Genomic DNA, 12665 nt, shown 5'->3' on the forward strand with positions numbered 1-12665 from the left:
AATTTGTAATTATTTTCTGTCTCTTGAAGGTCTTCTGTTATCTCTATCACCACCTGAACGGCGATCTCTATCTCCACCACCTGTAGAAGGACCTTTTTTCTGTTGACCAACTAATGGTGTTAGATCTCTTTTACCGTAAACTTCCCCTTTCATAATCCAAACTTTCACACCTAATCTACCATATTGTGTAGCAGCTTCGGCAATGTGATAATCTATATCTGCACGGAAAGTTGATAGTGGAATTCTACCTTCTTTAAAGTTTTCACTTCTAGCCATCTCTGCACCATTCAGTCTACCTGAAATTTGTACTTTGATACCTTCAGCTCCCATTCTCATGGTACTTGCGATAGACATTTTTACAGCTCTTCTGTAAGAAATTCTGTTTTCAATTTGTCTTGCAATACTATCTGCTACTAATACAGCATCTAGCTCTGGTCTTTTGATTTCAAAAATATTGATCTGAACTTCTTTGCCAGTCAATTTTTTCATTTCCTCTTTCAATTTGTCAACTTCTTGTCCACCTTTTCCAATGATAAGACCTGGTCTTGCAGTGGTAATAGTAACAGTAACTAATTTAAGAGTTCTTTCTATATATATTCTAGAAACACCACCTTTTGATAATCTTGCGTCTAGGTATCTTCTGATCTTGTAATCTTCAGCGATTCTGTCTCCATAATCTTTTCCGCCATACCAGTTAGAATCCCATCCTCTGATGATTCCTAATCTGTTTCCTATTGGATTTGTTTTTTGTCCCATACCTATTTGCTTTCTTTATTACCAAGGATTAATGTAACGTGATTGGATCTTTTTCTGATTCTATGACCTCTTCCTTGTGGTGCTGGTCTCAATCTTTTCAATTGTCTTGCACTATCTACCATAATTTCTTTTACGATAAGATCTGCTTCTTCAATATCTGCTCCTTCATTTTTGGTTTGCCAGTTTGCCATTGCAGACAAAAGCAATTTTTCTAATCTAATTGAAGCTCCTTTTTTGGAGAATTTTAATATAGAAAGTGCTCTTTCTACATTTTCGCCACGGATAATATCTGCAACCAATCTCATTTTTCTTGGAGAAGTAGGACAATCATTCATACGAGCTTGTACAATATCTCTTTTTTCTTCTTTTCTAGCTATTGCGCTATCTTGTTTTCTTGATCCCATTATCTACTCCCTTTATTTTTGTTACCAGTATGACCTCGGAATGATCTAGTAGGAGAAAATTCTCCTAATTTGTGACCTACCATGTTTTCTGTTACATAAACAGGAATAAATGATTTCCCATTATGTACAGCAATTGTTTGCCCTACAAAGTCTGGAGAAATCATAGACGCTCTAGACCAAGTTTTGATTACTGTCTTTTTATTAGACTCTATATTTGCTTGAACCTTCTTATCTAATTTATAGTAAATAAATGGTCCTTTTTTAAGTGATCTTGCCATAATTATTTTCTTTTAGATAAGATGTAACGGTTAGACTCTTTGTTTTTGTTTCTTGTTTTGTAACCTTTAGACGGTTGACCGTTTCTAGATCTTGGATGTCCACCAGAAGATTTACCTTCACCACCTCCCATTGGGTGATCTACAGGATTCATCACTACTGGTCTTACTCTTGGTCTTCTACCTAACCATCTGCTTCTACCTGCTTTACCAGAAACGGTAAGTTGGTGATCAGAATTAGATATAGCTCCAATCATGGCCATACATTCTACTAAAATCATTCTAGATTCTCCAGAAGGCAACTTGATGATGGCATATTTACCATCTCTAGAAGTTAATTGTGCGGAAGAACCTGCACTTCTTGCCATTACAGCACCTTGTCCTGGTCTTAATTCTATACAAGAAACCACAGTTCCTAATGGAATGTTTTTCAATTTCATAGCATTACCTACATTAGGCTCTGCTGTTTCCGAAGAAATTACTGTTTGTCCTACTTTGATACCGTTTGGAGCGATGATGTATCTCTTCTCTCCATCTGTATATTCTAAAAGTGCGATAAATGCAGTTCTGTTCGGATCATACTCTACAGATAGAACTTCTGCAGAAACATCTAATTTGTTTCTTTTGAAATCTATAATTCTGTATTTCTTTTTGTGTCCACCTCCGATGTGACGCATGGTCATTTTACCTGTTTGGTTACGACCACCTGATTTTTTAATACCAACGGTTAGAGATTTCTCTGGTTTGTTAGTAGTAATTTCCTCAAAATTGTTTACAATTCTGAATCTCTGTCCCGGGGTGATAGGTTTTAATTTTCTAACAGACATTACTTTTGTTTATTTTAATTGTTTTCTACTGAAAAAATATCAATTACTTCTCCTTCAACAAGAGATACAACTGCTTTTTTCACTTTATTTGTTTTACCTACTTGCATACCTCTTTTGGTTTGCTTAGAAGTCACTTTTGGAGCGTATATCATACTTCTCACATCAGCTACCTTCACATTGTAAGCCTTTTCTATCGCATTTTTGATTTGGATTTTATTCGCTTTTGGGTTTACCAAAAAAGTATAATCTCCTCTCAATTCTGTCAAGTAGTTTGCTTTTTCCGAAATAACGGGTTTTATAATTATCGACATGCTTTATTTCTTTAAATTTTCTTGAAATTTCTCTACAGCACCTTCAAAGAAAACAATTTCTCCAGCATGTACTAAATCATAAGAGCTGATCTCATTATAATTAGCAACTTTCGTTTTGCCTAAGTTTCTTGATGATAAATAAAGATTTTTATTTGCTTCTGGTAAAATGAACAAAGATTTTTTACCATTCAATGCTAATGCATCTAATATAGTGATAAAATCTTTAGTTCTTGGAGCATCCATAGATACATCTTCCAATACCATAATACTGTTATCTTTCATTTTTTGAGAAAGCACAGATTTTTTTGCCAATCTTTTTAGAGATTTGTTCAATTTGAATCTATAATCTCTTGGTCTTGGACCAAAAACTCTACCTCCACCTTTGAACAATGGATTTTTGATATCACCATATCTGGCTCCACCACTTCCTTTTTGTTTTCTCAGTTTCTTTGTAGAACCTGTAATTTCGCTTCTCTCTTTAGATTTGTGCGTACCTTGTCTTTGTGCAGCAAGATATTGCTTCACCTCTAAGTAAACCGCGTGTTGCTTTGGTTCGATACCGAAAACGGACTCATCAAATGCAACTTTTCTTCCGGTTTCTTTTCCTTGTGTATTTAATACTACTAATTCCATTTTCTGATAATTACATAAGAATTTTTTGCTCCCGGAATAGCTCCTTTTACTACTAAAAGGTTTTGCTCTTCGTCTACTTTTAACACTTGAAGGTTTTGTACGGTAACTTTATCACCACCCATTCTTCCTGCCATACGCATTCCTTTGAATACTCTAGAAGGATCTGAACCTGCACCGATCGAACCTGGAGCTCTTAATCTGTTGTGCTGTCCGTGAGTCGCTTGCATTACCCCCGCAAAGTTGTGTCTTTTCACAACCCCTTGAAAACCTTTACCTTTTGACGTTCCAGTTACATCTACAAATTCGCCTTCTGCGAATAGATTTACCTTTACTACATCTCCCATTGTTAAATTATTAACGAATTCGTGATAGAATTCAACTAATTTAGCTTTAGGAGTAGAACCAGCCTTTTTAAAATGGCCGATTAACGCTTTACCAACGTTCTTTTCACTCTTGTCATCGAAACCTAGTTGAGCACTAACGTACCCATCTTTCTCTATGGTTCTGACCTGTAAAACCGTACATGGACCTGCTTGAATAACGGTGCAAGGAATATTTTTCCCAGCCTCGTCAAAAAGAGATGTCATCCCGATTTTTTTTCCAATTATACCTGACATATATTTTATATCTTTTTAAGATTTCTATTTTTCTCATTGAGTTTTAGTGATTTCTATGATTGAAATAGGCACACTTCTTCCTCAAATTGAGTGTGCAAATGTATAAATAATTTTGGAATTGACAAAATGAGATTGAAAATAATTTTAAATTTGTTGAAATAAAAAAATCTTCACGGTTAAATGAAGATTAAATTGAATGATGATCGTAGTTGCTATACTTGTTTTTTGGAAGGAAACCCTGCTAAAATTAAATTAAGTATCGGAATCAGAAACAAAAAGCCAGAAAATCCAGCATCTTTTAATCGTCTAAATCCAAATGATATAAAAGTTAATAAAATGAGTATAGTATAAACATTATAGATTTCTATTGTGATAATTTCTCTCATATACAATGATCGCATAATGATATTTAATATCATCATAACACCAAAAAAAATCCAAAATACTTTCAAAGAAATTTTTTTATTAAAATTGAATAGGTTTGCAAGCGAATTAAAGTAATTTTTCATAGTTAATTTTTAACAGTTATCAATTGTACAGTTAATATACCACTCTACTACACATCCAAAACCTTCTGATATACATAATACCATTTGATACCAGTTTTGGTCATGAATACCTTCATCAACACAAGTTCTTATGCCATCGTAAGTACACGGATAATCACTATCTTCCGAACCACCACTACTTACAATTTGTGAAATACCTCCATTAGTAATTTGAACAATATTAATTACTTCATGATCTAAATACAACGTTACATTTGCATTTATCACACTTTTATTTTCGACAATATAGTCTGTAAATTCTTCGTCATTATTAAAAATTGGAACGATACCTAAAAGCTCAACTTCACTTTTCATCAGATGATATTGAAGATTAGGATTCTCCTGAGCCAAAATTGTAATGTCTGGAACAGGTGAATTTTTTAAATTAACTGCTTTTGTCTCTTTGGTGGTTTTATCGAAAATAATTAAACCATTGTAAGTCAAAGTATTTTCTTTACTATTTCTTTCTACATCATTTGTATTCAAAGTCATAGAATTTATATTTTTGGAAACTATGTCAGGATTGTTTTGCCGACTACAACTAATTATTAACATAATAAAAAGGTAGGACATTAAATTTAAATAACTTTTAATCATAATATTTATTTTGTTTATAATGTACAGAAAAAAGTTTACAATACAAAATATTGAAGTTGTAATCTTCCCACCATTAGGTACATTCAAAAGTAGAGTTTTTTGTTAATAAATTGTTGTTGTCGCTGTAAAAATTTTGTTGGAATGTTGGAAACTCTGCTGGATTGGTGTGGCTGAGTTTTCCATATTTCAATTAAAAATCCCGTGGTGTAAGGTATTGTAATGCGCTATGTGGTCTTTCATTATTGTACATCCACATCCATATTTCTGCATAATTTCTCATCTGTATAATGTTTTCAAATAGATAAACATCTAAAAACTCTCCCCGAAATGTTCTGTTAAACCTTTCCACCAATGAGTTTTGCGTAGGTTTTCCTGGTTGAATGTAGTGAAGTTTGATTTCGTTTTCTTCACACCAAAACTTCAATTTCATTGCAATAAACTCTGGTCCATTATCTACTCTTATTTTTTCCGGCTTTCCCCGCCATTCAATTAATTGCTTTAATTGTGCGATAACTCTTGACGATGGTAAACTGGTATCAATTGTAATATTCAAAATCTCTCTATTGAAATCATCAATGATATTCAAGGTTCTCACGCTTTTTCCACATTCCAAAGTATCGTGCATAAAATCCATACTCCAAGTTACATTGGGGTAAATTGGGCGTAGCAACGGTTCTTTTACTCTCGCTGGAAGTCGTTTCTTTCTTTTGCACCTCAAATTGAGTTTCATTGATTTATAAATCCTATAAACTCGCTTATGATTCCACTTAAAACCTATGTTTCTCAAACGGTGATGCATTGTCCAAAATCCCCATGTTTGATGCTTTTCTGCAAGCAAAACCAATTCCATGCGTATTTCATCATCGGCACTTTTAATTACCTTTTGATAATAGAAAACCGAGCTTCTCAAACTGAAGATCTTACACGCCTTGCGAGAACTGATCTTGTGGAACTCTTTGGAATAAACCACTAAATCTCGCTTCTCACAAGGCGTTAGAACTTTTTTGCGATGACATCTTTCATTACCACATTTTCTAAAGTAAGCTCTGCCACAATTTTTTTGTACTGCGAGAGTTCTTTCTCCATCTCTTTCATTTTCGAAAGCTGTTGAACATCCAGACCTCCATATTTACTCTTCCATTTGTAAAATGTTGGCTGGCTAATTCCATTTGAACGGCAAATTTCATTTACCGTTTTTCCTTGTTGCTGTTCAGACAAAATTTTAATGATCTGAACTTCTGTAAATCTGCTATTTTTCATATTCTTCCCAAATTTAAAAACTACATTTTTAAATGATCCGGTTTTTGGGGAAGACTACAAAGTGATGAATTTCACAATAAGGTAAATGTTTGAATTAATAATCTTTCATTAATGATTTATTTTTTCTAAATTTAACAATGAAAAAACTCCTCTATTTTTTGTTATTATTTCTAATTTTTAATTGCAAAGACAAAACTCCAAAAGAACACACTTTCTATTATTGGAAAACAAATCTGGCTTTAAATAATGAAGAAAAAACTGCGCTTCAAAATGCGAAAGTTCCTCTACTCTACACTCGTTTTTTTGATGTAGATATAGTTGCTGGCAAATTTCAACCTGTTGGTGTGATTACTAAAGATGCTTCTTTTCAAACGGATAAGAAAATTGTTCCCGTTGTGTTTATTAAAAATGAAGCGTTTCTACATATTAATAAAGAAGAAATAAAATTTCTTGCAGAAAGCATCCATAATTTAATACAGAAAAAAAGTGCAGAACTTCAACTCAACACTAATAATGAATTACAAATAGATTGTGATTGGACTGCCGGAACGAAAGATGATTATTTTAAATTTCTGGAGACTTTAAAGCAAATTTCGGGAAAACAGATTACTTGCACTTTGAGACTGCATCAAGTGAAAGATAAAAAAGCGACGGGAATTCCACCTGTTCAAAAAGTATATTTGATGTGCTATGCAACTTCTTCCCCATTAGAAAATTCAACAAAAAATTCTATTCTGGATGTGCCTACTTTAAAAAATTATCTCTCCGATTTGGATGATTATCCTTTAAGAATGGATATTGCGCTTCCTATTTATTCCTGGGGAATTGTTACTAATTTTGAAAATAAACATAAATTAATTAACGCTTTAACAATACAAGATTTAAAAAATAATACTAATTTTATAAAAATTTCTGAAAACACTTTTAAATTAAAGCAAGATGGTTTCTATTTCGGGATGTATTTGAGCAAAGATTTTACCATTAAAATTGAATCTGTAGCGCAAAATGATTTGGATGAAACGTTAGCATTTATTGATGATAAAATTTCTGAATACAACATCATTTATTATCAATTGGATCGTCGGTTTTTGAAAAACTATCAATTTTGAATTTGTGGATGTTAAACTTTACAAAATTAATAGTGGATATTTCATCCACAACCTTTGTCAAATCGGAGATTGACTGCGTCTAACAACTTTGTTAAGTTTCAGCAAAACCAAGGGTAAATCCCGAGAGCAATCGGGAGGACAAAGTTTATTTTTGCTGTTAATTTTCACCATTGAGTTTTATTAAGGAATTGAGAGAATTAAGTGCGCTTTTTTTAAGAAGGAACAAACATAGTTTGTTTTGGTTAAGAAAATTAAGGCAAAATTAAAAACTCTCAAAGTCAATTTTGAAAAGAATATTAAAAAACACCTCTAATGAAAAAACTAATTTTACTAGTATTAATCGCATTTTACGGACAATCCAAAGCTTGTGCATGGTATGAACCAGATTATGAATATTTTAATGTTTTCACGCAAAATTTAATTCCGAATAAAGCATATCAACCTTTTTTGCTCACATATTCTAGTCCTTTTTATGAGGATGAAAACGCAATTTTAGATGAAAATATTGAAGCTTGGCAGAAATTCTTTAATAATGATTTGAATTATGAAGAAACCAGAGCTTTGGTAACCTTAGTAGACATCAAACATTTAAATAATATAAAATCTGGGAAGCTCTCTCACCCATTATTTCAAAAAACCGGCGTTAGATTTTATACAAAATATAAAGAAGCAATGGATTATCTCATTCAGGCCAAATATATGGAACCTTACATGAGAATTCAATACCAAGAAAATCCAGATTCTTTTTATTATCCATCAGATTCTTCTGAAAAAAATGCGACTCAATTAAATTATGCAAAAACTATTGCTGCCTTAAAAAGTCTTTATAACGCCGCAAAAAATCCTGAAATAAAATTGAGGTATGGCTATCAAATGGTACGTTTCAACCATTATTCTCGCAAATTTGCAGCATCTGTAAATGACTTTAAAAAATATGTAGAACCATTGAAAAAAGATACGCCTATTTATTGGTATGCACTCGATCAGAAAGCTGGCGCAGAACGTGGACTATTGTTATTTAACGAAGCGAATTACGATTTTTTTCAAGTTTTTATGCATTCTAGAAATAAGAAAAAGAGCGCCTATAATTCCATGAAATTCAGCAACAATAGTGAGTTTGAATCTTTGGTGAAAATGGCAAAAAATGCAGAAGAAAAAAATGTGGCGTACTTTCTATTGGCATACAACAAATTTAATAATCCTGTTTCTATAATGGAAAAGATGTTGCAAAACAATGCTAATTCAGATATTTTGAAAGTTTTAGCAGCAAGATCTATCAATGAATTGGAACGCTCCTATCTTCCGATATACGTAACTTGTGGTAAGGATTGCAAAACTAAAGACAAAAGACTACCACTCTACAATGCATCCTTACAAATGGCTGAAGGTAATAGTGAAGATTATACCGTAGAATTAGGGAAATTTATTGCAAAAGCTCGTGCAAAATCGGATGACGATTATTGGAAAATGGCGGATGCATATATTCAATTTTTATATAAAGATTATGCGAAAAGTTTGATGATCTTGAATCAAATAAAAACCAATGATTCGCAATATTTGGAAGAAATAAAAAAACTGAAAATGCTGAATGACATTGTTTCTCAACCAAAAATTACCGAAAAATTTGAGGTAGAAATGATTACAAAATACGGCCAATTTTTTACTGCGAAACCAAAAGAACAACAAAATTATTGGGAAAATGGTAATAGCACGACGGATTTCATAAGAGATATTCTTGCCAATAGATACTTTTTGCAGGGTGAAGATGGAAAATCTTTCTTAATGAACAACCAACTGTCTGATTTGCAATATAATCCGAATTCTGAATTGGTGAAAAAGGTAGAAGCATTCTACAAAAAGAATAACAAAAATCCTTTTGAAAAATATATCGCGGAAAATTTAAATAATGTAGGTAATACAGACGCTTTCTTTAATGTGATTTATGGAGATTTTGCGATGAGAAATGCACAATTTGCCAAAGCAAAAGAGCATTATCAAGCTGCTACAAATTTTACAGGGATTCCGCGGACAGTTTATCATTGGAACGAAGAAAGCAGAACAAGCTCAATGATGAAATTTGACAAAAACCAATATGATGGATTTAAAAATATATCTAATCTTATTTTTGGTCACAACATTTGGGAAAGTTTTGGAAGCGCGGCCAATGAATCTATGAAAGCCGAGAATACGAAAGATTTTCCGTTCATAAAAAATTCTATGACGAAATTAGAATTAGCAAACGCAGCCATTCAACTAGAAAACACGGGTAAGGGAAATTCTGAAATTGCAGCAAAAGCAAATCAACTTTTGGGTAATTTACTATACAATACTTCTCTGCTTGGCTACTATCGCCATGTATTTGTGATGGATGTAACCAACGAAAATGGGCCAAAATTTAATGGAGGCTATGGCGAAACAGATTTCCATTATTATTACAAAAACTTTAGCTATAACAGCTTTATAGAGCCAGACAATTTTGATCTTGCATTAAATTACTATCAAAAAGCATTGGCGAAAAATAATGATAGAGAAGAGCAAGCCAGAATTTTGTTTCAAATGGCGAGTGCGGAACAAGGAAAATATTACCAAGCAGAATCTGAAAATTCTGAAGAAATTTCTTATAGTGATTCAAATTATGAAGCGAAAATGAAAGCTAGAGAAGCTAGGGAAGATGCTTTTAAAAATTCTAAATTCAGAAATAATTTTGCCTTGCTAAAAAGTAAATACGCCGATACCAAAACAGTGAAAAGTTTGAGAAACAGTTGTTCTTATTTTGAATATTATATGAGAAAGTAACTATAAACTTTTACAAATTTAAATAATCGCAATACTTTAATTTTTAATTACTTAAAAATTGTTAGAAAAAATAATAATAAAAATACTTCAATAAGAATTTGAATGGGAAAATATTTAATTCTGTCACGATAAAAACTACTAAACCAATTCTGTTATAGTTTTATAAAAATTGTTTTGGGTCTTTAGTTTAATTATCTTGCAGGATGTAATAATTGCACTTCATCTCTATGAAAAAACTTATATTTTTTGCTTCTATCTTTTTACCAATTATTTGTTTTTCACAATTTTTTTCGACGAAGAATGATTTGGATCAAATTAACTCGCTTGTATTTTCGATTTCTAAAAATTATGACCAGCAAAAAGACACCATACAGTTAAAAAATTTCATTGGGAAATTGGCATCTGAAAATAAGGTGAAAGCTAGAATCTACCCAATCATCGAGCAAATTTTTGTGGCTAACAAAAATTCAGATTTGCAAGACCAAATGAATCGTGAAAGCACGAGACTTTTCGAAAAGGCTATTAAAAGTTCCATAAAATTAAATCGGCAAGATTTAATTATGTGGACACAAGTTAATTATGCTTTTTATCTCTATAAGTACCGAGAATACAAAAATTCTTTTCCCTATTTCTTAAGTTCCATCAAATATTTAGAAGAAAATCCGGATCAAGACATTATTCAGCCTGCGAAAACCTACATAAAAATCGGCTATTTTAGTGATACTATTGGTGAACGTGAAAATGCTATTAAATTTTTAAAAAAAGCGCAAACATATACGCATGAAAATGCTAGAGAAATGGCCAATATTCTGGATAATATTGGCAATTGCTATTGGAAACTAAACAATAGCAAAGAAGCAGAAAAATATTATAATGAAGCCAAAATAATTGCACTGAAAAGTAAGGATGAATTGAGGTATGCTAAAACTCTAGGTAATATCGGAATTATAAAAACGAGTGAAAAGAAATACGATGAGGCGGAAAAACTAATCTTGAAAGATATAGAAATTTCTGAAAAATTGAAGAGCCATCAAAATACAATGTTTGCTTTAATACATTTGAGTAATGTTTACTTAGCAGAAAAAAAAATAGACTTGGCTGAAAAAGTACTACAAAAAGCCAACTGTATTGCCAAATCCAAAAACTACTTCAAAAGTTCTGAACTAGATATCTTTTTACAATTACTAGAAGTCGCAAAAAGTAGGAAGGATGATTCTCAAGAATTAGCATTAAGAAGAAAAGTAGACACCTTAAAATTAGAATTAAAGAATTTTGATGGCGAAGAAGCTATATCTGAAATTAATTGGGATACTCAAAAAGAAATTTCGCAATTTCAGCTTGCCGCCATAAAGGAAAAAGGTGATAAAGAATATATACAAAAGATTGCAGCTATTGTGTTTTCTCTGTTTTTGATAGTTCTTATCATTTTTATCGTAAAATTTTTAAAAAATAAACACAAAATTGCAAAATCTGATTTTGATAAGAAGGTATTAACATTATCTCTAAACCAATTGAAATCTGAAAAAAAATTGACGGTATCTCAACAGACAATAGAATCCTACAAAATTTATCTATCTGAAAAAAATGAACAAATAGAAAACTTGGAACATGAGATAGAAAAAGTAACAAATTCTACCTCTCCATATAATTCTGTACAAAAAGGGGAGCTACAAAAACTATTGGAATCTCATTTGATGACACATGAAAATTGGACAAATTTTAAGACAATTTATATTAATGAAAACCCGGAAGAATATCATGCATTAATAAAGGAATTACCAGATCTTACAGATTCTAATTTGAGGATTATAATTCTGGCACAAATGGGAATGAGCAACAATGAAATGTCTAATATTTTGGGCGTAACGGTAGATGCTGTGAAAAAAGCAAAGCAGCGACTTCGGAAAAAATATAGCGAAATAAGTATTTAATTTACATAGAAAAAACCTGTAGTACTTACGTAAAACAGGTTTGCAAAATATAAAGAATTGTGTTTTCTGGTAATTAGCAGATTGTTTTATTTTTATCTATTAATTACTGTAAAAGTACATCTCGATAATTAAAAACTAAAGAAAAAGGGGTGGACAAATAGGTGGACAAATGAACGAATCACTATAAAGACCAGATTATCTGTGTCTTAAAGTGCTAAATTCTTAGTATTTATAATGAAATTTTGTAATTAAAAAATTCTAAACTCATATTTCGCTATTTGTTCTTATCATTTATTTCCTACTTTTAGCTAAGTAAAAAGCTTTTTGACAGCTCCACCAGCGCAAGCTTCATTTCCTCTTATTAAAGCACATGCAACAAGCTTTTTGCCATAAGCCACCTGCTTTAAAAAACCAATTACAAATCCAAGACTTGCGACAAAGAACAACTTTTTGATAATTTAAATTTTATTTTTCTAATAAGTAATTAAAATAATGAAACATTTATGATACCCTTGAAAAACTGGACCACTATTTAAGTTGAAATTATTAACTTTAAATAGTCGGAAAAAACATGAGAAAAACGAGAAGAAAATTTGATGGT

The 12665-nt window shown here is 31.7% G+C and carries 13 protein-coding genes and 1 pseudogene; 3 read left to right on the plus strand and 11 right to left on the minus strand.

Features of this window, described 5'->3' with window-relative positions; translation table 11 throughout:
* Positions 1 to 9 precede the first annotated feature (9 nt).
* The 11 genes and pseudogenes from rpsC to HNQ03_RS12890 form a co-directional block, all read right to left on the minus strand.
* Positions 10 to 756 (minus strand): 30S ribosomal protein S3, encoded by a 747-nt coding sequence (gene rpsC, locus HNQ03_RS12835; protein ID WP_173780091.1) that lies wholly within the window; start codon positions 754 to 756, stop codon positions 10 to 12.
* A gap of 2 nt (positions 757 to 758) precedes the next feature.
* On the minus strand, positions 759 to 1160 hold the full coding sequence (rplV, locus tag HNQ03_RS12840) for a 50S ribosomal protein L22 (RefSeq protein ID WP_173780092.1): 402 nt from the start codon (positions 1158 to 1160) through the stop codon (positions 759 to 761).
* Positions 1160 to 1438, minus strand: coding sequence for a 30S ribosomal protein S19 (rpsS, locus tag HNQ03_RS12845; protein WP_173780093.1), 279 nt, complete (start codon positions 1436 to 1438; stop codon positions 1160 to 1162). Before rpsS ends, rplV begins: the two co-directional genes overlap by 1 nt.
* A gap of 2 nt (positions 1439 to 1440) precedes the next feature.
* Complete coding sequence (rplB, locus tag HNQ03_RS12850) at positions 1441 to 2262, minus strand: 50S ribosomal protein L2 (protein ID WP_173780094.1); 822 nt, start codon at positions 2260 to 2262, stop codon at positions 1441 to 1443.
* A 14-nt stretch (positions 2263 to 2276) separates the two neighbouring features.
* The gene (rplW, locus tag HNQ03_RS12855; protein ID WP_173780095.1) at positions 2277 to 2573 is read right to left on the minus strand and encodes a 50S ribosomal protein L23; all 297 of its coding nucleotides are present in this window, start codon (positions 2571 to 2573) and stop codon (positions 2277 to 2279) included.
* A gap of 3 nt (positions 2574 to 2576) precedes the next feature.
* The gene (rplD, locus tag HNQ03_RS12860; protein ID WP_173780096.1) at positions 2577 to 3206 is read right to left on the minus strand and encodes a 50S ribosomal protein L4; all 630 of its coding nucleotides are present in this window, start codon (positions 3204 to 3206) and stop codon (positions 2577 to 2579) included.
* Positions 3197 to 3823, minus strand: a complete 627-nt coding sequence (gene rplC, locus HNQ03_RS12865; protein ID WP_173780097.1) for a 50S ribosomal protein L3 — start codon at positions 3821 to 3823, stop codon at positions 3197 to 3199. The genes rplD and rplC overlap by 10 nt, the downstream gene beginning before the upstream one ends.
* A 212-nt stretch (positions 3824 to 4035) precedes the next feature.
* Positions 4036 to 4332: a DUF805 domain-containing protein gene (locus HNQ03_RS16260; protein WP_173780098.1), complete on the minus strand. Its 297-nt coding sequence runs from the start codon at positions 4330 to 4332 to the stop codon at positions 4036 to 4038.
* Positions 4333 to 4341: 9 nt separating this feature from the next.
* Positions 4342 to 4863, minus strand: coding sequence for a hypothetical protein (locus HNQ03_RS12875; RefSeq protein ID WP_173780099.1), 522 nt, complete (start codon positions 4861 to 4863; stop codon positions 4342 to 4344).
* Positions 4864 to 5158: 295 nt separating this feature from the next.
* Positions 5159 to 5947 (minus strand): annotated as a pseudogene (locus HNQ03_RS16055) (IS3 family transposase); the annotation flags it as partial.
* A gap of 14 nt (positions 5948 to 5961) precedes the next feature.
* Positions 5962 to 6228 (minus strand): transposase, encoded by a 267-nt coding sequence (locus tag HNQ03_RS12890; RefSeq protein WP_173780102.1) that lies wholly within the window; start codon positions 6226 to 6228, stop codon positions 5962 to 5964.
* A gap of 137 nt (positions 6229 to 6365) precedes the next feature.
* Here HNQ03_RS12890 and HNQ03_RS12895 point away from each other — a divergent pair, with 137 nt between their 5' ends.
* The 3 genes from HNQ03_RS12895 (at position 6366) to HNQ03_RS12905 (ending at position 12064) form a co-directional block, all read left to right on the plus strand.
* The gene (locus HNQ03_RS12895) at positions 6366 to 7337 is read left to right on the plus strand and encodes a hypothetical protein (RefSeq protein ID WP_173780103.1); all 972 of its coding nucleotides are present in this window, start codon (positions 6366 to 6368) and stop codon (positions 7335 to 7337) included.
* Between the two features lie 312 nt (positions 7338 to 7649).
* On the plus strand, positions 7650 to 10133 hold the full coding sequence (locus HNQ03_RS12900; RefSeq protein ID WP_173780104.1) for a hypothetical protein: 2484 nt from the start codon (positions 7650 to 7652) through the stop codon (positions 10131 to 10133).
* 227 nt (positions 10134 to 10360) lie between these two features.
* Positions 10361 to 12064, plus strand: a complete 1704-nt coding sequence (locus HNQ03_RS12905; protein WP_173780105.1) for a tetratricopeptide repeat protein — start codon at positions 10361 to 10363, stop codon at positions 12062 to 12064.
* Positions 12065 to 12665: the final 601 nt, after the last annotated feature.

The sequence above is a fragment of the Frigoriflavimonas asaccharolytica genome, assembly GCF_013294015.1.
Lineage (GTDB): Bacteria > Bacteroidota > Bacteroidia > Flavobacteriales > Weeksellaceae > Frigoriflavimonas > Frigoriflavimonas asaccharolytica.